This window comes from Wenxinia marina DSM 24838, assembly GCF_000379485.1.
Taxonomy (GTDB): Bacteria; Pseudomonadota; Alphaproteobacteria; order Rhodobacterales; family Rhodobacteraceae; genus Wenxinia; species Wenxinia marina.
Genome location: NZ_KB902288.1, coordinates 267,983 through 289,214 on the forward strand (window position 1 = coordinate 267,983; position 21,232 = coordinate 289,214).

The 21,232-nt window shown below is 70.1% G+C and carries 18 protein-coding genes; 14 read left to right on the plus strand and 4 right to left on the minus strand.

Features of this window, described 5'->3' with window-relative positions; all coding sequences use genetic code 11:
* Window positions 1–49: 49 nt before the first annotated feature.
* Together A37W_RS21515 and A37W_RS0110510 are read left to right on the plus strand one after the other, a co-directional pair.
* A complete protein-coding gene (locus tag A37W_RS21515; RefSeq protein ID WP_018302996.1) occupies window positions 50–2,254 on the plus strand; it encodes an ABC transporter permease in 2,205 nt (734 codons plus the stop codon).
* Window positions 2,251–3,303 (plus strand): ABC transporter ATP-binding protein, encoded by a 1,053-nt coding sequence (locus A37W_RS0110510; RefSeq protein ID WP_018302997.1) that lies wholly within the window; start codon window positions 2,251–2,253, stop codon window positions 3,301–3,303. The genes A37W_RS21515 and A37W_RS0110510 overlap by 4 nt, the downstream gene beginning before the upstream one ends.
* Window positions 3,304–3,305: 2 nt before the next feature.
* Here A37W_RS0110510 and A37W_RS0110515 read toward each other — a convergent pair whose 3' ends face one another.
* A complete protein-coding gene (locus A37W_RS0110515) occupies window positions 3,306–4,286 on the minus strand; it encodes a LacI family DNA-binding transcriptional regulator (RefSeq protein WP_047772212.1) in 981 nt (326 codons plus the stop codon).
* A gap of 134 nt (window positions 4,287–4,420) precedes the next feature.
* Here A37W_RS0110515 and A37W_RS0110520 point away from each other — a divergent pair, with 134 nt between their 5' ends.
* From A37W_RS0110520 to iolB, 11 genes are all read left to right on the plus strand, one after another.
* Window positions 4,421–5,437: an ABC transporter ATP-binding protein gene (locus A37W_RS0110520; RefSeq protein WP_018302999.1), complete on the plus strand. Its 1,017-nt coding sequence runs from the start codon at window positions 4,421–4,423 to the stop codon at window positions 5,435–5,437.
* 28 nt (window positions 5,438–5,465) lie between these two features.
* A complete protein-coding gene (locus tag A37W_RS0110525; protein WP_018303000.1) occupies window positions 5,466–6,596 on the plus strand; it encodes an ABC transporter substrate-binding protein in 1,131 nt (376 codons plus the stop codon).
* A gap of 56 nt (window positions 6,597–6,652) precedes the next feature.
* On the plus strand, window positions 6,653–7,537 hold the full coding sequence (locus A37W_RS0110530; RefSeq protein WP_018303001.1) for an ABC transporter permease: 885 nt from the start codon (window positions 6,653–6,655) through the stop codon (window positions 7,535–7,537).
* On the plus strand, window positions 7,534–8,331 hold the full coding sequence (locus tag A37W_RS0110535) for an ABC transporter permease (protein WP_018303002.1): 798 nt from the start codon (window positions 7,534–7,536) through the stop codon (window positions 8,329–8,331). Before A37W_RS0110530 ends, A37W_RS0110535 begins: the two co-directional genes overlap by 4 nt.
* 7 nt (window positions 8,332–8,338) lie before the next feature.
* Window positions 8,339–9,118, plus strand: coding sequence for a metallophosphoesterase (locus A37W_RS0110540; RefSeq protein WP_018303003.1), 780 nt, complete (start codon window positions 8,339–8,341; stop codon window positions 9,116–9,118).
* 65 nt (window positions 9,119–9,183) lie between these two features.
* Entirely contained in the window at window positions 9,184–10,212 is a 1,029-nt protein-coding gene (locus A37W_RS0110545) for a LacI family DNA-binding transcriptional regulator (protein WP_018303004.1), read from the plus strand.
* Between the two features lie 149 nt (window positions 10,213–10,361).
* Window positions 10,362–11,351: an inositol 2-dehydrogenase gene (iolG, locus tag A37W_RS0110550; protein WP_018303005.1), complete on the plus strand. Its 990-nt coding sequence runs from the start codon at window positions 10,362–10,364 to the stop codon at window positions 11,349–11,351.
* Complete coding sequence (locus tag A37W_RS0110555; RefSeq protein WP_018303006.1) at window positions 11,348–13,255, plus strand: bifunctional 5-dehydro-2-deoxygluconokinase/5-dehydro-2-deoxyphosphogluconate aldolase; 1,908 nt, start codon at window positions 11,348–11,350, stop codon at window positions 13,253–13,255. Before iolG ends, A37W_RS0110555 begins: the two co-directional genes overlap by 4 nt.
* A complete protein-coding gene (iolD, locus tag A37W_RS0110560; RefSeq protein WP_018303007.1) occupies window positions 13,252–15,072 on the plus strand; it encodes a 3D-(3,5/4)-trihydroxycyclohexane-1,2-dione acylhydrolase (decyclizing) in 1,821 nt (606 codons plus the stop codon). Before A37W_RS0110555 ends, iolD begins: the two co-directional genes overlap by 4 nt.
* Window positions 15,073–15,084: 12 nt before the next feature.
* A complete protein-coding gene (iolE, locus tag A37W_RS0110565) occupies window positions 15,085–15,984 on the plus strand; it encodes a myo-inosose-2 dehydratase (protein ID WP_018303008.1) in 900 nt (299 codons plus the stop codon).
* A gap of 11 nt (window positions 15,985–15,995) precedes the next feature.
* A complete protein-coding gene (iolB, locus tag A37W_RS0110570; RefSeq protein WP_018303009.1) occupies window positions 15,996–16,802 on the plus strand; it encodes a 5-deoxy-glucuronate isomerase in 807 nt (268 codons plus the stop codon).
* Between the two features lie 3 nt (window positions 16,803–16,805).
* On the opposite strand, the gene A37W_RS0110575 is transcribed toward iolB, so the two are convergent.
* Window positions 16,806–17,819 carry a LysR family transcriptional regulator gene (locus A37W_RS0110575; protein ID WP_229665969.1) on the minus strand — a complete coding sequence of 338 codons (1,014 nt, stop codon included), beginning with the start codon at window positions 17,817–17,819 and terminating at the stop codon, window positions 16,806–16,808.
* Between A37W_RS0110575 and A37W_RS0110580 the strand changes: the two genes are divergently transcribed.
* Window positions 17,797–19,296: a CoA-acylating methylmalonate-semialdehyde dehydrogenase gene (locus A37W_RS0110580; protein WP_018303011.1), complete on the plus strand. Its 1,500-nt coding sequence runs from the start codon at window positions 17,797–17,799 to the stop codon at window positions 19,294–19,296. The genes A37W_RS0110575 and A37W_RS0110580 overlap by 23 nt on opposite strands.
* A 78-nt stretch (window positions 19,297–19,374) precedes the next feature.
* Here A37W_RS0110580 and A37W_RS21520 read toward each other — a convergent pair whose 3' ends face one another.
* Together A37W_RS21520 and A37W_RS21525 are read right to left on the minus strand one after the other, a co-directional pair.
* A complete protein-coding gene (locus tag A37W_RS21520) occupies window positions 19,375–20,346 on the minus strand; it encodes a Gfo/Idh/MocA family protein (protein ID WP_081617084.1) in 972 nt (323 codons plus the stop codon).
* On the minus strand, window positions 20,343–21,095 hold the full coding sequence (locus A37W_RS21525; protein ID WP_018303013.1) for an ABC transporter ATP-binding protein: 753 nt from the start codon (window positions 21,093–21,095) through the stop codon (window positions 20,343–20,345). The genes A37W_RS21520 and A37W_RS21525 overlap by 4 nt, the downstream gene beginning before the upstream one ends.
* Window positions 21,096–21,232 lie beyond the last annotated feature (137 nt).

A 21,232-nucleotide genomic window follows, 5' to 3' on the forward strand; every position in this document is an offset into this window, starting at 1 on the left:
ACGGAGGAGGGCGGTTCGCGCCGCCCTCCTCCCCCGGAAGGGCCTGCCGATGATCCGTGACGACCGACGGCTCGACTTCATGCTCCTTCTGGGGGCGGCGGGGCTCGTGGTGCTGCCGTGGTACCGGATCCGGGGCGGGTTCTTCGGATTCGGCTGGCTCGGAGACTGGCTGTCCGACGACCGGCTCTGGCCCGGTCTCGCCCAGCTCTTCCCGGACCGCTGGTGGCTCTGGCCGATCCCGCTCCTCCTGCTGGCCGCGCTGGCGCTGCGGCTGACCCTGCCGCCGTCGCGGCGGGGGCGGGGGCTGGTGCTGATCGGCGCGGCCGGTCTCGGCTGGATGCTGGTCGAAGGGCTGTCGGTGGGCCTCCGCGGCTGGAACTGGGGTCTGCTCGAGGCGACCTTCGGAGAGGTCGAGGGCCAGCAGGCCTACGGCGCCGGTGCCATCGTCACCGCGCTCGCCTTCGCCGGGCTGATCGCGGCAGGCCTCGCCGAGCGCGGGGCGCTCAAGGGCGACGCCTTCGTCATCGGCGCCATCGGCCTACTGGTGCTGCTGGTCGCGACCTTCGTGCTCTATCCCATCGTGTCGATGTTCACCGGCGCGTTCCAGGATTACGACGGCAGCTTTACCGCCGAGGGCGTGGCCAAGAACATCGGCGACCCGAATATCTGGGGCCTCGGCTGCCTGACCGGAGGCCGCTGCGGCGTCGCCTGGCGGACCTTCACGCTCGCGATCTGCACCGCGACCGGCACCACGCTCCTCGGCCTCGCCTTTGCGCTCGTCGCGACGCGGACCCGGGTGCCGTTCAAGAAGGGGCTGCGGCTGCTGACCGTGCTGCCGATCATCACGCCCCCATTCGTCATCGGCCTCGCGCTGACGCTTATGCTGGGGCGGGCAGGTTTCGTCACCACCTTCATCGAGGACACCACCGGCTGGACCCTCGGCCGCTGGCTCTACGGCCTGCCGGGCATCTGGATCGCCCAGATGCTCAGCTTCACCCCCATCGCCTTCCTCGTCCTGATCGGCGTGGTCGAGGGCGTCAGCCCCTCGATGGAGGAGGCGAGCCAGACCATGCGCGCGGGCCGCTGGCGCACCTTCCGCAAGGTCTCGCTGCCGCTGATGGCGCCGGGTCTCGCCAACGCCTTCCTCATCGGCTTCATCGAATCGATGGCCGATTTCGGCAATCCGCTGGTGCTCGGCGGCTCGGGCGGGGTGCTGTCGACCGAGATCTTCTTCGCCGTGGTGGGCGCCCAGCACGACCCCGCGCGGGCGGCGGTGCTCGCCACCGTCCTCCTCGGCTTCACCCTCTCGGCCTTCCTTGCCCAACGCCTCTGGCTCGGCCGCCGTAACTTCGCCACCGTCTCGGGCAAGGGCGACGGCGGCCGCCCCGCGCTTCTCCCCCGCCGAGTTGCCTGGCCGGTGGGCGTGGTCGTCGCGCTCTGGGCCGCCTTCACGCTCTTCGTTTACGGGCTGATCCTGTTCGGCGGCTTCGTGCAGACCTGGGGCCTCGACCATTCCTTCACGCTCGAGCACTACGCCCGCGCCTTCTCGGTCGACCTCTCGGACGGCATCGCCTGGACCGGCGTCGCCTGGAAGAGCTTCTGGACCACGATGGAGATCGCGCTGATCGCCGCGCCTCTGACCGCGGCAGTGGGCCTGCTGACCGCCTGGCTGATCGTGCGGCAGAGGTTCCCTGGCCGCGGCATCTTCGAGTTCGCGCTGATGATGAGCTTCGCGATCCCCGGGACCGTCATCGGCATCAGCTACGTCATGGCGTTCAACCTGCCCCCGATTCAGATGACCGGGACGGCGGCGATCCTGATCTTCTGCTTCGTGTTCCGGAACATGCCGGTCGGCGTGCGCGGCGGAGTGGCGGCGATGTCGCAGCTCGACCCCTCGCTCGACGAGGCCTCGCTGACGCTGGGCGCAAGCTCCCCCCGCACCCTCCGTCGGGTGATCCTGCCGCTGCTGCGGCCCGCGATCCTCGCCGCGCTGGTCTATTCCTTCGTGCGGGCGATCACCTCGATCTCGGCGGTGATCTTCCTCGTCTCGGCGAAGTACAACATGGCGACGGCCTATATCGTGGGCCTCGTCGAGAACGGCGAATACGGCATCGCCATCGCCTATTCCTCGGTCCTGATCCTGGTGATGATCGCCGTCATCGGCGGCTTCCAGCTGCTGGTCGGGGACCGGCAGCTCAGGCGGCGCGAGGCGCGGGCGGCGGCGGCGCGGCGGACGGAGGAGGTCCCGGCATGACCGGCACACGAGGCGCGGTGACCTTCGAGGGGGTCCGCAAGGAATTCGGCAGCTTCACCGCGATACCCGAACTGGATCTCGCCATCGCCCCGGGTGAGCTGGTGACGCTCCTCGGCCCCTCGGGCTGCGGCAAGACCACGACGTTGCGGATGCTCGCGGGGCTCGAGACGCCGACGGCGGGGCGGATCCTGATCGGCGGTCAGGACGTGACCCGACTGCCGGCCGACCGGCGCGACGTGTCGATGGTTTTTCAGTCCTACGCGCTTTTCCCGCACATGAGCGTGGCGCAGAACGTGGCCTACGGGCTCGAATCGGGCGGCATGGCGCGGCGCGAGGCACGGGGGGCGGCGGAGAAGGGCCTCGACCTCGTGGGGCTTTCAGGGATGGGCGGCCGGCTGCCGTCGGAGCTGTCGGGCGGGCAGCAGCAGCGGGTCGCAGTGGCCCGCGCGCTGGTGCTGGAGCCGCAGGTGCTGCTGCTCGACGAGCCGCTGTCCAACCTCGATGCCCGGCTCCGCCGCCGGGTCCGGACTGAGATCCGCGAGTTGCAGCAGCGGCTCGGCTTCACTGCGGTCTACGTGACCCACGACCAGGAGGAGGCGCTCGCCGTCTCGGACCGGATCGTCGTCATGAAGGACGGGCGGATCGCGCAGCAGGGGACGCCGCGCGAGCTCTACGACTCGCCGGCCTCGGAGTTCATCGCCGACTTCATCGGCGAAGCCAACGTTCTCCCCTGCGAGGTCGAGAGCGTCTCGGGCGGGACCGCAACCGTCGCCGTCGGCGGCCTCCGCCAGCCGGTCCCGGCGCGGGAGGCGGCGCCGGGTCCCGCGCGCCTCGCCGTCCGGGCGAACGCGATCACGCTGACCCCTGGGGCGGGGGCCTTTGCCGGCCGCATCGCCTCGGCCGCCTATCTCGGCGATCACGTGGAATACGAGGTGGAGACCGACCTCGGCCGGCTCTTCGTCCTAGACGCCGAGGCGGTGGAGCCGCTGGCCACAGGGGCGTCCGTTGCGCTCGGCTTCCGCGCCCGCGGCCTTGCGCTCATCGCGTGAGGTCAGAGGGTTCGGCGCAGCTTCAGCTCGGGCGCGAGGCGAACCACCTGCGGCGGCCCGTCCTCGCCGGCGATCCGGGCCGAGAGCAGCGCCAGCGCCTCGCGCACCGTGGTCTCGACCGGGTTGCGGACGGTGGTCAGCGAATAGGCCTCCCAGGACGCCGCGGGGATGTCGTCGAAGCCGGTCACCGAGAGTTCCCCGGGCACCCGCCGCCCCAGCCGCTGCGCGGCCGAGAGCGCGCCGATCGCCATGGCGTCGTTGCCGCAGACGATGGCGTCCACCGGCTCCGGCCCGGTCAGGAGCGTCAGCGCCTGCGCCAGCCCGCCCTCGACCGAGTAGTTGCCGCGCCGGCTGTCCACCAGCTTCAGCCCGGCGGCGGAAAGGCCGGTGGTCAGTCCCTCCAGCCGTTCGATGTTCGAGAAGGTGTCGGCATAGCCGCCGATCCAGGCGACGCGGCGCCGCCCGGCCGCCACCAGCCGCTCGACCACAAGCGCCATGCCGGCGCGGTTGTCGCAGCAGACCGAATCGGCCCCGTCCTCGATCACCCGGCCGACCACGACGACCGGCGCGCCCATGGCGGAACAGCGTTCGGCGAGCTTGCGGCTGACCGAACCCGCGGCGATCACCGCGCCGTCCACCTGATAGGCGAGCGCGTGGTCGAGCGCGGGCTCGAGCTCCTGCCCTGGTGAGACTGGCAGGAGGAGCGGCAGCAGCCCCTCCGCCCGGATCGCCTCGGCCAGCACGTCGAGGAACCAGGCCTCGTAGGGACTCGACACGTTGCCCACGACCACCGCGATCAGCCCGCTGCCGCGCCCCGTGAGGCCTCTCGCGATCAGGTTCGGGCGGTAGCCGAGGCTCTCGGCCACGGCGAGGATATGCGCGCGCTTGCGGCTCTCGATGCTGGCCTCGGGTGAGAAGGCCCGCGAGACCGCCGAGCGGGAAACCCCCGCCGCCAGCGCCACGTCATGCGCGGTGACCCGCATTTCGCCCTCCAACCTGAACGCGAGTGCAAGCCTAGCGTCACGATTCTGTCGCAGCAATGAAGGAAAGACTTGACCCGCGGCAGGTGAGTCGGAACAGTGATTGCACGCGTGTGCAATCCTTGGGAGGGGGCGACATGGGGGGAGAGGCGCTGTCGCTGGAGCGGTTGGCGATCCGGCTCGGCGGCGTGCAGATCCTTAGGGACATCACGCTCGACGTGCCGGCCGGCAGCTTCACCTGCCTCCTCGGCCCCTCCGGCTGCGGCAAGACCACGCTCCTGCGCGCCATCGCCGGCTTCGCGCCGCCTTCCGAAGGCGACATCCGTATCGGCGGCCGCTCCATCGCCGCTCTGCCGCCCGAGAAGCGCGAGACGGCGATGGTGTTCCAGTCCTACGCGCTCTGGCCGCACATGTCGGTCGGCGGCAACCTCGCCTATCCGCTGAAGCTGCGCCGGGTGCCGAAGCGCGAGCGGGAGGAGCAGGTGGCCCGCATCCTCGACCTGCTCGACCTGCCGGGCTTCGCCGACCGCCCGCTCGCCAGCCTCTCCGGCGGCCAGCGGCAGCGCGTCGCGCTCGGCCGGGCGCTGATCATCGACCCGCCGATCCTCCTGCTCGACGAGCCGCTGTCGAACCTCGACGCCGCGATCCGTCGGAACCTGCGGTCGGAACTCCGGAGCCTGCAGCAGAAAGTAGGGATCACCACGATCATGGTGACCCACGACCAGGAAGAGGCGCTGTCGATGGCCGACACCATCGTCCTGATGCGCGCCGGGCAGATCGTCCAGGTCGCGACGCCGGAAGAGCTCTTCACCCGGCCCGCGGACCTTTCAGCCGGTCGCTTCCTCGGCATCGACAACCTGATCCGCGGCCGCGCCGGCGATCCGCTGCCGGGGGCCGAGGGTGCGACGCTCGGCTTCCGCAGCGCCGAAGCGCGGATCGCCGCGGCCCCGCCCGCGGGCGCGCTGGCCCGTCATGGCACCGTCGTGGACTGCGCCTATGCCGGCGGCGGCTACCAGATCCGGCTCGACACCGGGGGAGAGAGCGTCTCCGCGCTCTCCGACACCGCGCTCGCGCCCGGAACCGCGGCGCTGGCGGCGGTGCCGGCGGCGGCCGTCATGGCCTTCGGCGCCGACGAGGCGCTGCTGCCGCACTGACCAAAGATCACAACTGGGAGGACGTGAGATGAAGCATTCGACGGCACTGGCCGCGATCCTGACGGCGGCGATGGCGCTGCCGGCCGGGGCGCAGACCTTGAACGTGGTCACCGCGGGTGACACCAACATGGTCGACTACATCAACGACTACCTCGGGCCGCTGTTCGAGGAGAGCCACCCGGGCGTCACCGTCCGCGCGCTCGGCACCGGGCCGGGCGACGGCGGCAGCCAGGCGCTCTACGAAAAGCTCGCGGCACAGAGCGGGTCGGACACCTGGGACGTCGACGTCGCCGTGGTGCACCAGCGCATGGCCGGCCAGATGGTCGAGGAGGGGATGCTCGCGCCCTATCGCGACGAGATCGAGACCGGGTCGCTGGTGACCGCGGCGAATGCCGACACCGCACTGGGCGTCGATGTCTCGGGCTACGTCATGCCGATGTTCCAGAGCCAGATCGCCATCGCCTACAACCCCGACCTCGTCCCCGAACCGCCGCAGAGCTACGAGGAGCTCGCCTCCTGGGTCGAGGAGCATCCGGGCCAGTTCGGCTACAACGGGATCACCGGCGGCATGGCCGGCGTGGGCTTCGTCTTCGGCTGGATGTACGCCTTCGCCGACGATGCCGACGCGATCCGCAACGGGCCCTGGGACGCCTCGGCGCCCGAAGGCTGGACCGACGCGCTGTCGGGCCTCGACGCCTTCAATGAGAACGTGACGATCACCCCCGGCAATGCCGGCACGCTCGACGCGATGAACCGCGGCGAGATCGCCATGGGGCCGGTCTGGATGGACATGTTCTACACCTGGGTCGCCGACGGCCGCCTGAACCCGAACCTCAAGCTGATGATCCCCGCCCCGGGGATGCCCGGCCAGCCGATGTACTACGCGGTCCCGGCCAAGGCCGAGAATGCAGAGCTGGCGCAGGAGTTCATCGAGCTCGCCACCAGCCCCGAGGTTCAGGCCGAGGGCATCGTGCGCCGGTTCAACTGGCTTCCGGGTATCGACGCGACCGAGGTGCAGGCCGAGCTGACCGACGAGGAATGGGGCCGCCTGTTCACCGACGTGACGCCCGAGACCCTGTCCGAGCGCGGGCTCTCGATGCCGCAGGCGGACTACTTCGCCGCGATCCTCGAGGCCTACGAGCGCAACGTCGGCAACTGACGCCCCCTCCGGCCCGCCCCGTCCCGGGCGGGCCGATCCTTCGCGAGACCGCCCCCATGACCTCGATCCCCGACCGGGCCGCTGCGCCCCCGGCGCCGCGCGCGCCCCTGTTCCGCGGCAGCGGCATGGGCCTCCTGCTCGTCGCCCCCGCGCTTGCAGCCATCGCGCTGCTCTACGCCCTGCCGCTGGTGCGCTCGGTCGTCTTCGCCTTCGTGGCGGAGGAGGGCGGCTTCACGCTCGACCATCTCCGCACGGCCTTCGAGCTCTACGGCCGCGACGTGGTCTTCTCGATCCTCGTTGCGCTGGCCTCGCTGGCGCTGATCGCGATCTCCTCCATCGCCATCGGCGGCTACTTGACGCTCGGCGCGACCCCCTGGGCGGTCTCGGCGCTGCGCTGGCTCTACCGCTGGCCGCTGTTCATCCCCTTCATCGTCGCCGGGCAGACCGCGCGGACCTTCCTCGCCAAGAACGGGCTGATGAACGGACTCCTGATGGAATCCGGCCTGCTCGACCCGCTCTCGGCGCAGAGCTTCCTCGACTGGCGCGGACTCGTGCTGACCTTTGCCTGGAAGCAGATCCCCTTCGTGACGCTGCTCCTCGCCGGGGCCATGGCCTCGATCGACCGCTCCTCGGTCGAGGCGGCGCGCAACCTCGGCGCCGGGCGGTTCCGCTGCCTGATCCAGATCCTGCTGCCGCAGGTGAAGGGAACGCTGCTCGTCGGCCTGATCCTGTCGCTCGTCCAGATCATGTCGGTCCTGTCGGTGCCGATGATGGTGATCGCCGGCAATCCGACGATGATGACCGCGATGATGGCCCATCGCGTGACCTACTACGGCGACTATCCGGTCGCCAACGCGCTCGGCCTGTTCTCCTACCTGCTCACCGCGGTGGCCGCCTGGCTCTATCTGCGGATGACCCTGCGCGATGAGGCCTCGCGGTGATCCGCCACATCCTGCCCGCGATCCTCATCGGCGCCTTCGCCTTCGTGATCTTCGGGCCGCTCGCCAACCTCGCCATGTGGGCCTTCGCCGAACAGTGGTTCTTCCCCAACCGCCTCCCGACCGAATGGGGCTTCGACTTCTGGGCGAGGGTGTTCCGGCCGCGCGCCGGAGCCTGGACCTCGCTGTTCCAATCGGTCGCCATCGCGGTGTCGACCGTCGCGCTCTCCATCGCGCTGGCTATCCCGGCGGGCTACGCGCTGGCCCGGCTGAGGCTCCCGGCGCGGTCGCTCATCATGCTCCTGTTCCTGCTGCCGCAGGCCTTCCCCAGCCTGCCGATCTTCGTGAACATCGCCCGGATGTTCTACGGCATGGGGCTGAACGGCACGATCCTCGGCGTCGTGCTCGTCCACTCGCTGCCCGGCCTCGTCTACGCGGTCTGGATCGCCACCGCCTCCTTCGCCGCGGTCGACCGCGCGATGGAGGAGGCGGCGCGGAACCTCGGCGCGGGGCCGCTCACGACCTTCCGGGACGTGACCCTGCCGCAGGCCTTTCCAGGCCTCGTCGCCGCCTCGATCTTCGTCTTCCTCGACTCGATCGACGAGTTCACCGGCACCTTCTTCGTCGGCACGCCCGACGTCACCACGCTGCCGATCCTGATGTTCAACGCCTCGATGGGCGGGAACTACCAGGTCGCGGCGATCACAGCGCTGATCCTGCTGATCCCCTCCGTGGGCTTCATGCTGGTGATCGAGCGCTTCCTGAAGGCCGACGTGCTGTCGCGGATCGGCCGGTAGAGCTCCCATGCTGATCGCTCATCTCTCCGACCTCCACCTCTCGGCGGGCCCGCCCGAGACGGCGCCCGTCCGCCCCGACGTGGCCTGGATCGTGCCGCTGGTCGTGGCCGACATCCTCTCCCTGCCGCGCCTGCCGGACGTGGTGGTGGTGACGGGAGACGTCGCCGACGGCGGCTCCGACGCCGATTACGCGCTGGTGCGCGAGGTCCTTTCGCCCCTGCCGGTGCCGGTCCTCGTGGTGCCCGGCAACCACGACCGCCGCCGCCCGATGCGTGCGGCCTTTCCGCAGGGCTGGGCGCATCCGGAGTTCCTGCTTTCCGAGACCGTCATCGGCCGCACGCGCTTCATCGGCCTAGACAGCCAGCTCCCCGGCCGGGTCGAGGGCTCGCTCTGCCGGGAGCGGCTCGACTGGCTGGAGGAGCGGCTGGCCGACCCCACCCCGGCCGTGGTGCTGCTCCACCACCCGCCCTTCCCGAGCGGGAACCGGGACTGGGACGCCACCGCGCTGATCGAGGGGAGGGGGCGGCTCGAGGCGATCCTGCGCGCCGCGCCGGGGCCGTTGCGGCTGCTCTGCGGCCATGTCCACCAGTGCTATCACACCGTCTGGGCCGGGCGTTACGCGGCGGTCGGCGGCAGCCCCGCCTTCCAGTACGCGCTCGACTTCGAGCCGGAGGGTGAGCCGCCGCTCACCGACGGCCCGGTGATCTACTCGCTGCACCATCTCCATTCCGACGGCGTCGCCGTGCATCCTCGCGCCGTGCCGGTTCCGCCGCGGCCCGACCTCTGACGGGATTGCACCGGCGGCGAATGGCGTCATGCTGACCCCCTGAGTGTTTCGCATCAGGATATGCCATGCCCGGACGCCCCACCATCCGCGACGTGGCCCGCGCCGCGTGCCTCGGCACCGCGACGGTGGACCGGGTCCTGAACGGACGCGGCGCGGTGCGGGAGGAGACCGCGCGCAAGGTGGCAGAGGCCGCGCGGCAGGTCGGCTACCCCCGGCTGGGCCCGCTCTCCGCCGCGCCGCCGACGGTGCCCGAGGTGCGGCTCGGCTTCGTCCTTCTCAAGGAGCAGCAGGAGTTCTACCAGAACTTCCGCCGCGAGATCGAGGCGGCTGCCGCCGCCCGCGCCGATGTCCGGGTGCGGGTTCATGTCCGCTTCTGTCCCTCCCAGGCGCCCGACGATCTGGCGCGCGAGATCGCCGCCGCCGCCGAACATGCCCAGGCCGTCGCCGCCACCGCCGTCAGCCATCCCGCCCTGACCGGGCAGGTGCAGGCGCTGAAGGAACGCGGCCTGCCGGTCTTCGCGCTGCTGAATGACTTCGCGCAGGGGGTGCGGCAGAATTACCTCGGCGTGAACAATCTCAAGGTCGGTCGGATCGCTGGTTGGATGATGGCCACCGCTGTCCGCGACCCCGGGCGGCTCGCGCTGTTCGTCGGCAGCAGCCGCTGGCACGGGCATGTCCTGCGCGAGACCGGCTTTCGCAGCTATCTGCGCGAGCGTGGGCCACAGTTCACCGTGCTCGACACGCTGGTGAATCTCGAGACCCGCAAGCTCACCTACGAGGCGACGCTCGACCTGATCGACCGCCACGCCGACCTCCGCGGCATCTACGTCGCGGGCGGCGGGATGGAAGGGGCGATCCAGGCCCTGCGCGAGGCTCGGCCGCCGGGACGCATCGCGCTGGTGGTGAACGAAGCGACGGCGGTCAGCCGCGCGGCGCTGACCGACGGCTACGTCACCCTCGCCATCGCCACGCCGCTGGCCGAGCTCTGCCGCGCGACGCTGGAGGTGATGGTCCGGGCGGTGCTGGAGGGGCCGGAGCCGACCATGGGCCAGCACTTTGTGGAGCCGCAGCTCCACGTCCCGGAGTCGGTGTGAGCAATGATGAAAAAGCATCACGCAGGAGCTGGAGAGTCCATCATCCCTGATGCAAACGAAGCCGCTCCAATGGACGCCGTCGTATCCGCCCGGCTACTCAGGCGCGACTGCGCCGTCTGCCGCGAAGCACGGCGCTCGAGGAGGAAGACATGACCGTCCGTTTCGCAGTTCTGGGCGCCGGCCGTATCGGCCGCGTCCATGCCGGGGCCATCGCCAGCGTCCCCGGCGCCACGCTGGTGGCGATCGCCGAGCCGATGGAGGCCGCGGCGAACGCCGCCCAGGCCGAGTTCGGCTGCGAGCTTCGCACCATCGACGCCATCGAGGCCGCCTCCGACATCGACGCCGTGGTGATCTGCACCCCCACCGACACCCATGCCGACCTGATCGAGCGCTTCGCGAAGGCCGACAAGGCGGTGTTCTGCGAGAAGCCGGTGGACCTGAGCGTCGCCCGGGTGAAAGAGGCGCTCGCCACTGTCGAGGCCGAGGGCGCGACCCTCATGGTCGGCTTCAACCGCCGCTTCGACCCCGACTTCGCGGCGCTCAAGGCCGCCATCGACGGCGGCCGCATCGGCGAGGTCGAGATGGTGACCCTCACCTCCCGCGACCCCGGGCCGCCGCCGGTGAGCTATATCAAGGTCTCGGGCGGGATCTTCCGCGACATGACGATCCACGACTTCGACATGGCCCGCTGGCTCCTGGGCGAGGAGGTGACGGAGGTCACCGCGCAGGCCTCCAACCTCGTGGACCCGGAGATCGGGGCGGCAGGCGACTGGGACAGCGCGAACGTGCTGCTGCGGACCGCTTCCGGCAAGCTCTGCACCATCACCAACTCGCGCCGCGCCACCTATGGATACGACCAGAGGATCGAGGTGCTGGGCTCCAAGGGCCTCGTCTCGGCCGAGAACCGGCGCGAGGCGAACATCGAGCTGGCGAGCGGCGAGGGCTTCACCCGCCCGCCGCTCCTTAACTTCTTCATGACCCGCTACACCGCTGCCTATGCCGCCGAGATCGCGGCCTTCGTCGCGGCCGTCGCGGAGGGCGCGCTGACGCCCACCACCGGGCTCGACGGGCTGCGCGCACTGGAACTGGCCGAGGCGGCGGCGGAGTCGGTGCGCTCGGGCGGGACTGTCCGGCTGTGACGCTCGACGTCATCACCATCGGCCGCTCCTCGGTCGACCTCTACGGCAGCCAGGTCGGCGGCCGGCTCGAGGACATGGGGAGCTTCGAGAAATACATCGGGGGCAGCCCGACCAACATCGCCGCCGGCGCCGCCAGGCTGGGGCTGAAGTCGGCAGTAATCACCCGCGTCGGCGACGAGCACATGGGCCGGTTCATCCGCGAACAGCTCGCGCGCGAGGGGGTGGACGTGCGCGGCGTCGCGACTGATCCGGAGCGGCTGACCGCGCTGGTCATCCTCGGCATCCGCGACAGCCAACAGTTTCCGCTCATCTTCTATCGTGAGAACTGCGCCGACATGGCGCTGTCCGAGGCCGACATCGACGAGGGCTTCCTCGGCGAGGCCCGCGCCGTCGTCGCCACCGGCACCCACCTGAGCCATCCGCGGACCGAGGCCGCGGTGCTGAAGGCGCTCCGCCTCGCGCGCGAGAACGGCGCCCGCACCGCGCTCGACATCGACTACCGGCCGAACCTCTGGGGCCTCGCGGGCCACGGCGCGGGCGAGAGCCGGTTCGTGGAGAGCGCGAAGGTCACGGAGAAGCTGCAGTCGACGCTGCATCTCTTCGACCTGATCGTCGGGACGGAGGAGGAGTTCCACATCGCCGGCGGCTCCACCGACACGCTCGCGGCGCTCCGTGCCGTGCGCGCAGTGACTCCGGCCACGCTGGTTTGCAAGCGCGGGCCGATGGGCGCGGTGGCCTTCACCGGCGCCATCCCGGACAGCCTCGACGCCGGCGAGGCGGGCCCGGGCTTCCCGATCGAGGTCTTCAATGTCCTCGGCGCGGGCGACGGCTTCATGGCCGGGCTGCTGCGCGGCTGGCTCGACGATGCGGACTGGCCCACAGCGCTGACCTACGCCAACGCCTGCGGCGCCTTCGCGGTGAGCCGGCACGGCTGCACCCCGGCCTATCCGAGCCTCGAGGAGCTGCGCTTCTTCCTCGACCGCGGGGTGATCCGCCCCGATCTCCGCAACGACGCGGAGCTCGAGCAGATTCACTGGTCCACCAACCGCCCCGGCGACTGGTCCGAGATGCGGGTCTTCGCCTTCGACCACCGCGTCCAGCTCGAGGAGATGCAGGGTGCAAGCCCCGAGAGGATTGGCGCGTTCAAGCAGCTCTGCCTCGACGCCGCGCTGAAGGTGGCGAACGGGCGGCCGGGCCACGGTCTGCTCTGCGACGGACGGCTGGGGCGCGAGGCGCTGTACCGGGCCGAGGGGCAGGGGCTCTGGATCGGGCGGCCGGTGGAGTTGCCGGGCTCGCGGCCCCTGCGGACCGAGCCGCAGATCGGCGCGGATTTCGGCTGGCTCGCGGAATGGCCGAAGGATCAGGTCGTGAAGTGCCTGTGCTTCTGCCATCCGGACGATGATGACGCGATGTGGGCCGATCAGGAAGCGACCCTCACGCGGCTGTTCCAAGCCGCCCGGCGCAACCGGCTGGAGTTCCTGCTGGAGGTGATCCCCTCTAAGGTCGGGCCAATCGCCGACGACACCGCCGCTCGGATCATCCGTCGGATCTACGGGCTCGGCATCTATCCCGACTGGTGGAAGCTCGAGCCCTTCGAGACCGAGGGGGCCTGGGCCGAGGCGGTCGCCGCCATCGAGGCGAACGACCGCCATACCCGCGGCATCGTTGTCCTCGGTCTCGACGCGCCCGAAGAGCGGCTGGCGGCCAGCTTCGCGCTCGCCGCGCGGCAGCCGCTGGTGAAGGGTTTCGCCGTGGGCCGGACGATCTTCGGCCAGCCGGCGCGGGACTGGTTCGCCGGGCGGATCGACGACGCCGCCGCGGTGGAGCGGATGGCCGAGACATACGCCCGGCTCTGCGCCCTCTGGGACGCGGCGCGGGCGGACGCGAAGGAGGACGCGGCATGACGACGATCCGGCTGACCGCCGCACAGGCCATGGTGCGCTGGCTCTCGGTGCAGATGACCGAGGAAGGCGAGACCTTTCTGGCGGGCGTGTGGGCGATCTTCGGCCATGGGAACGTGGCGGGGATCGGCGAGGCGCTGCACGCTCATCGCAACGCGCTGCCGACATGGCGCGGGCAGAACGAACAGACCATGGCGCATACCGCCATCGCCTATGCCAAGCAGATGCGGCGGCGGCGGGCGATGGCCGTCACCTCGTCCATCGGGCCGGGGGCGACCAACATGGTCACCGCCGCCGCGCTCGCCCATGTGAACCGCATTCCGCTCCTCCTCATCCCCGGCGACGTCTTCGCGAGCCGCCGGCCCGACCCGGTGCTGCAGCAGCTCGAAGATGCCTCGGACGCGACGGCGACGATCAACGACTGCCTCCGCCCCGTCTCGGCCTATTTCGACCGGATCATGCGGCCCGAGCAGCTCCTCCTCGCGCTGCCCCGCGCGCTGCGGGTGATGACGGACCCGGCGGAATGCGGGCCGGTGACGCTGGCCTTCTGCCAGGACGTGCAGGCCGAGGCCTACGACTGGCCGGAGAGCTTCTTCACCCCGAAGGTCTGGCGCATCCGCCGGCCGGAGCCCGATCCGGTGGAACTCGCCCAGGCGCTGGAGATCCTGAAGGCCGCCGAGCGTCCGGTGATCGTCGCGGGCGGCGGGGTGCTCTATTCCGGCGCCGAGGCCGCGCTCCTCGACTTCGCGAAACGCCGCAACATCCCCTTCGCCGAAACCCAAGCCGGCAAGGGTGGCGTCGATTGGCGCGAGGAGACCAACCTCGGCGCCCCCGGCGTGACGGGGAGCGATCCGGCGAACCGGGCGCTGGCCGAGGCCGACGTGGTCCTCGGCATCGGCACCCGCTTCGCCGACTTCACCACCGGAAGCTGGACGGTCTTCGCCAACCCCGACCGGCGGCTGATCTCGGTTAACCTTTCGGGGCAGGACGCGGCCAAGCACGGCGCACTGCCGCTCCTCGCCGATGCGCGGGCAGCCATCGCGAAGCTGGAGGAGGGGCTGGACGACAGGGTCTTTACCGCCCGGGACCACGGCCGGGAGGCGTGGCTGTCGGCCACTGATGCGGTCATGGCGGCGCCGAACGGGCCGGGCCTGCCGTCGGACGCCCAAGTCGTGGGCGCCGTCCAGCGCCAGGCGACCGACGAGACGCTGGTGATGTGCGCCGCGGGCTCCATGCCCGGTGCTCTGCACACGCTCTGGCGGTCCAGCCATGCGGGCTACCACATGGAATACGGCTACTCGACCATGGGCTACGAGATCGCGGGCGCCATCGGCATCAGGATGGCCGCGCCCGAGCGCGAGGTGATCTGCTTCGTCGGCGACGGCAGCTACATGATGGCGAATTCGGAGCTCGCCACGGCGGTCATGCGCCGCGTCTCCTTCACGGTGATCCTCACCGACAACCGGGGATACGGCTGCATCAACCGGCTCCAGGCCGCGACCGGAGGGGCCGCGTTCAACAACCTCTACGTCAACGCCGACGTGGAGGCGCAACCCGAGATCGACTTCGTGGCCCATGCGGGCTCCATGGGCGCCCATGCGGTGAAGGCCGAGACCATCGCCGCGCTCGAGGCCGAGATCCGGGCGGCCCGCACCCGCGACATCCCCACGGTCATCGTGATCGACACCGATCCGGATCCCGGCACCGGCGTCGGCGGCCACTGGTGGGACGTGGCGGTGCCCGAGGTGTCGGAGCGGGCCGAGGTCCGGGCCGCCCGAGCGGAGTACGAGAAGAACGCAACCCGCCAGCGCGCGGACTGAAGGACGCCATCCATGAGCGTGAAGATCGGGATCTCTCCCATTGCCTGGCAGAACGACGACCTGCCGGACCTGACGGCGGCCTACACGATGGAGCAGGCGCTCCGCGAGGCGCGGGCCATCGGCTATACCGGCGTCGAGCGCGGCCGCCGGATGCCGGCCGATACCGAGGGGCTGCGGGCGTTCCTCTCCGCCCAAGACATGGCGCTCTGCGGCGGCTGGTGCTCGGGCAACCTCACCGTGAATTCGGTGGAGGAGGAGATCGAGGCCGTGCGCGGGCAGGTCGAGCAGTTCGTGGCGCTGGGTGCGCCCTGCATCGTCTATGCCGAATGCGCCAACACCGTGCAGGGGCAGATCGGCACACCGCTGTCGCAGCGGCCGAAGCTGTCGGCCGACGAGATCGGAGCCTATGGGCGCAAGCTCGGCGAGCTTGCCAAGTGGATGGCGGGGGAGGGGATGACGCTGGCCTATCACCACCACATGGGCTCGATGATCGAGGCGCCCGGGGACATCGACCGGATGATGGAGGCCGCGCCGCCCGAGGTGACGCTGCTCTACGACACCGGCCATCTTGTGTTCGGCGGCGGCGAGCCCCTAGTGACGCTTGACCGCTGGGGCGACCGGATCTCCCACGTCCACTTCAAGGACGTGCGGCCCGACGTCATCACCGACATCCGCGCCCGGGACGCGAGCTTCCTCGATGCGGTGATCGCGGGCGCCTTCACCGTGCCGGGCGACGGGGCCATCGACTTCGCCGCCGTCACGGACAGGCTCGCCGCGATGGGCTACGAGGGCTGGATCGTGCTCGAGGCCGAACAGGACCCCGCCAAGGCCCCGCCCGAGGAATACTCCCGCAAGGGCTACGAGGAGATCGCGGCCCTCTGCGCCCGCTCCGGCCTCGCCATCGACGCCTGAAAGGCCCTGCCATGCCCGACCTTCTGAATCGTCCCTTCGGCCGTCATGGCAAGGTCCACGACATCACCCCCGCCTCGGCCGGATGGCGCTACGTGGGCTTCGCGCTGCACCGGCTGCGTGCCGGGGGCCGGGTGGCCGAGAGTCTCGGCGACCGGGAGGCGATCCTGGTCATGGTCGAGGGCAAGGCCGCGATGACCGGCGATGGGCAGGACTGGGGCGTGCTGGGCGAGCGGATGGACGTGTTCGAGAAGACCCCGCCGCATTGCCTGTACCTGCCGCCGGGCAGCACCTGGGAGGCCGTGGCCGAGACCGACTGTACGCTGGCCGTCTGCACTGCGCCGGGCACCGGCGGCCATCCGGCCCGGCGGATCGGACCCGACGGCATCGCGCTGACCGAGCGGGGCAAGGGCACCAACACGCGACACATCAACAACATCGCGATGGAGGCCGAGGACTATTGCGACTCCCTGCTGGTGACCGAGGTCTTCACCCCGGCCGGGCACTGGTCCTCCTACCCGTCCCACCGGCATGACGAGGACGACTATCCCCGCATCACCTATCTCGAGGAGACCTACTATCACCGCCTGAACCCTGCCACTGGCTTCGGCGTGCAGCGGGTCTATACCGACGACCGGACCCTGGACGAGACCATGGCGGTGCAGGACGGCGACGTGGTCTGCGTGCCGCGCGGGCACCACCCCTGCGGCGCGCCCTACGGGTTCGAGATGTACTACCTCAACGTCATGGCCGGACCGCTGCGCAAGTGGCGCTTCGTGCCGGCGCCGGAGGTCGAGTGGATCATGCAGCGCGACGCGTGACCGTCATCCGGCGTCAGCCCCGTTCCGGGTAAAGTGATCCCGTTCCTCCCGCACGATGGTGTCGAGCAGATCGACCACGGCTTTGACGCGCGGCGTGGCGCGAAGGTTCTCGTGCCAGACCATCCAGTAACTTCTCGTCAGAGACAGACCGGGGAAGAGGCGCACCAGATCGGGCGCCGTCGCGGCCATGAAGTCGTGGCAGATCCCGATCCCGGCGCCCGCGCGCACCGCCTCGAACTGGCCGATCGCGGTGGAGACCTCGATGTCCGAGCGCCAGTCGCCAAGGACCTCGCGGGCGTAGTTCAGCTCGGGCGTGTAGACCAGATCCTCGACATAGCCGATCAGGGCGTGCGCGCGGAGCTCGGCCGGATCCTGCGGCCGGCCGACCCGATCCAGATACTGCCTCGATGCGAAGATGCCGAGCGTATAGTCGACCAGCTTGCGCAGTCTGAGCCGGCCCCTCTTCGGCCGGCCGATCATGATCGCGATGTCCGCCTCGCGCTCGGACAGGGAAAAGCTGCGCGGAACCGGCACCAGCTGGATACGTAGGTCCGGGTAAACCGCGCGGAAACGGCCGAGCCGCGGCGCCAGGAACGCGCTGCCGAAGCCATCGGGCGCGCCGATGCGAACCGTCCCCGCCACCGACGAAGAGCTGTCGAGACTGGCGACCCCGGCCATAAGCTCGGTCTCCATCCGCTCTGCCGTGGCGAACAGCGCCGCGCCGTCATGCGTCAGCGTCGAGCCGCGCGTCGTGCGGTCGAACAGGCGGGCGCCGATCACCTCTTCCAGCGCGGCAACATGGCGGCTGAGGCGCGCCTGGCTGACACCCAGTCGCTGCGCCGCACCGAGCATCTGCCCTTCGCGCGCGACGGCGAGGAAATACCGCAGGTCGTCCCAGTCCACTACGCCGTTCCTGCATAACGGGTTGCCGATAAGGGACGTTTTTATGCGGTTTCGTTTGAAAGATACAGGGGACGAGCACAGGAGAACAGCCATGACCGAGATCGGCCATTTCATCGACAATGCGCGCGTCGCCGGCACGTCGGGCCGCATGCAGCCCGTCTGGAACCCGGCCACCGGCCAGAGCGATAGCACCGTCGCGCTCGCCACCCGCGACGAGGTCGACCGCGCCGTCGCCTCGGCCAAGGCGGCCTGGCCCGCCTGGTCCACCATGCCCGCCCTGCGCCGGGCCCGGATCCTCGACCGCTTTAAGACGATCCTGTGGGACCGTGCGGACCAGCTGGCCGAGGCGATCTCCGCCGAGCATGGCAAGACCGTCGACGATGCCAGGGGCGAGGTGATGCGCGGGCTGGAGGTGGTGGAGTTCGCCACGGGCGCGCCGCACCTGCTGAAGGGCGAGATCACCGAGAACGTCGGCACCGGCGTCGACAGCCATTCGCTGCGCCAGCCGCTGGGCGTGGTGGCCGGCATTACTCCGTTCAACTTTCCGGCGATGGTACCGATGTGGATGTTTCCGGTCGCGCTGGCCTGCGGAAACTGCTTCGTGCTGAAGCCGTCGGAGCGCGACCCCTCCGCTTCTCTGCTGATCGCGGACTGGCTTTTCGAGGCGGGGCTACCCAGGGGCGTGTTCAACGTTGTGCAGGGCGACAAGGAAGCGGTCGACGCGCTGCTCGAGCATGCCGACGTCAAGGCGGTCAGCTTTGTCGGTTCCACCCCCATCGCGCGCTACATCCACGAGATCGGAACGAGGAACGGCAAGCGGGTGCAGGCGCTCGGCGGGGCCAAGAATCACATGGTGATCCTGCCCGACGCCGATCTTGACATGGCCGTCAACGCGCTGATGGGCGCGGCCTATGGATCCGCCGGGGAACGCTGCATGGCGATTTCCGTTGCGGTGCCGGTGACGGACAAAGTTGCTGACGCGCTTATCGAGAAGCTGGTGCCGAAGATCGAGGCGCTGAAGGTCGGGCCGGCCTCGGACCCGTCGTCGGAAATGGGGCCGGTGGTGACGCAGGCGGCCAAGGACCGCATCGTCGGCTACATCGACAAGGGCGAAGCCGAGGGCGCCAGGGTCGTCGTCGACGGTCGGACGTTTCGCGCGCCGCAGGGCTACGAGGGCGGCTATTACGTCGGGCCGACACTGCTGGACGGGGTGACGCCCGAGATGTCGGTCTGGCAGGACGAGATCTTCGGCCCCGTGCTGTCAGTGGTGCGGAGCGGGGGCTACGACGAGGCCGTCGCGCTGATCGACCGGCATGCCTATGCCAACGGGGTCGCGATGTTCACCCGCGACGGCGATGCCGCCCGCGCCTTCGCGCAGGACATCGAGGTCGGGATGGTCGGCGTCAACGTGCCGATCCCGGTGCCGATGGCGTTCCATTCCTTCGGCGGCTGGAAGCAGTCGCTGTTCGGCGACCACCACATGCACGGAATGGAAGGGGTGCGGTTCTACACCCGGCTCAAGACCATCACCACGCGCTGGCCCTCCGGCGTGCGCAGCGATCCCGAATTCGTCATGCCGACGATGGGCTGAAACGCCGGCGGCGCGGCCCCCTGCGAGGAACTTCTCTCGATCTCGTCCGCGCCGGCGGGGTCGGTGGAGCGGCGGCGGTCAGCCTCGAACATCCTTCGCCGACCGATAGGCGGAGCCGATGACGCTCGACACCTCGGTGGCAAGCGTCAGGAGCGCATCTCCTCGCCCAGGTGAGCGGAGTTCATCGATGAACTGGCTCAGCATGTCGTCGGATGCCGGCACCGGCGGTTGGGCGATCCAGGCGTCCTCGCCCGCACGTCGCAGGCGGACGATGGTGTCGACCGGTCCGCAGGCCAGCATTCCCGACGTCCCGGTGACTTCGGTTGAGAACGAGAAGCGGTCGTTGACGAAGCTGACTTCGGCGACCGAGATCGCTCCCGACGGGAAGCGCATGATGTAGGCTGCGTTGTCCTCTATCCCGAGGCCCGCGATCGAACTCGTTTCCGCCGACACGGACACCGGCGATTCGCCATGGATCATCATGGCGAGATAGGCCGGGTGGGCGCCGAGATCGATCATCACGCCGCCGCCCGCTGCACTTGCCTCGAAGAATTCCTTCGGGATCGGCGGCGTCCCGAAGGCGCCCCCATGGGCATAGCGGATCCGCGACGACACGACCCGCCCGATCGACCCTTCGGCGACGATCTGGCGGATGGTGCGATGCGGCGCCTCGCCCAGCCGCTGAAGCGACACCCAGAGGACCAGACCGGCGTCCCGCGCCTGCCGTGCCAGCGTTGCGGCATCGCCCGGGTCCACGGCCAGCACCTTTTCGGTGAACACGTGCTTGCCGGCGGCAAGCGCGGCGCTGATCACCTGCGGATGGTCGGTGGTCTCGCAATCGACGATCACGGCGTCGATCGCGTCGGAGGCCAGAGCGGCGGCAAGGCTCTCTTCGAAGGGCAGGCCGTGCGCCGCGGCGAAGGCGCGGCCTCGGGTCTCGTCTCCATCCCAGACCACCGCGACTTCGGCCTGCTCGTGTCGCAGGGCCCAGTTCAGGTGATCGAGAGCATGGACGTGCCATGTTCCCAATAGGGCAAACCGCACGGTCATGCCGCCACCGTGGGCATCCGGGGGGTCGAGGCGATCAGCTCTCGCGTGTAGCGGTGTTGCGGCGACGTGAGGATGTCGGCGCACGCCCCGCGCTCGACGACGATGCCGTTCTGGATCACGAGCGCCGTATCCGTCATGTGGCGCACGATCTGCAGATCGTGCGAGATCAGGACGAGGGCCAGGCCGCGCTCCTGCCTCAGTCGCAGCATGAGGTTGAGGATCTGCGCCTGAGTGGAGATGTCGAGCGATGAGGTCGGCTCGTCGGCGACGAGGATCTCGGGATCGGCTGCGAGCGCGCGGGCGATGCCGACGCGCTGGCACTGCCCGCCGCTGAGAGTCGCGGGCATCTGATCCTTGCAGGCGTCCGGCAGGCCCACCTCTGTCAGCAGCTGACCTGCCTGATCCAGCGCGTCGGACCAGCGCATCGGCGTCCAGCAGCGCAGGACCTCGGCGACGATCTTGCGCGGCGTGCGCCACGGCGTGAGCGATCCGTAGGGATCCTGGAAGATCATCTGCACCTTCCGGCGGCGCGGGTCCCGCCGTCCGATCGCGGACCATTCCGCGCCGAGGACCGACACCCGACCGGACGTGGGCAGCGTTGCTCCCACCAGCAGCTTGCCGAGGGTCGACTTGCCGCTCCCGCTTTCGCCCACGATTCCGAGGGAGGAGCCACGCGAGATCGCAAGATCGACCGGCTGCAGCGCCGGCGCCGAGGCGCCGGGGTAGACGATCGATGCCGCCTCGGCCATGAGGACGGGGACATCCTNCCGCAGGGGCGGCGCGGGGGGCAGGGTGGGCCGGTGCAGGTCTCCGGTCGTTCGGTCCAGCACGGCCAGCGGTCTGCCTCGATCCGCCTCGTGCGGCTGGGCGGCGAGAAGGGCGCGGG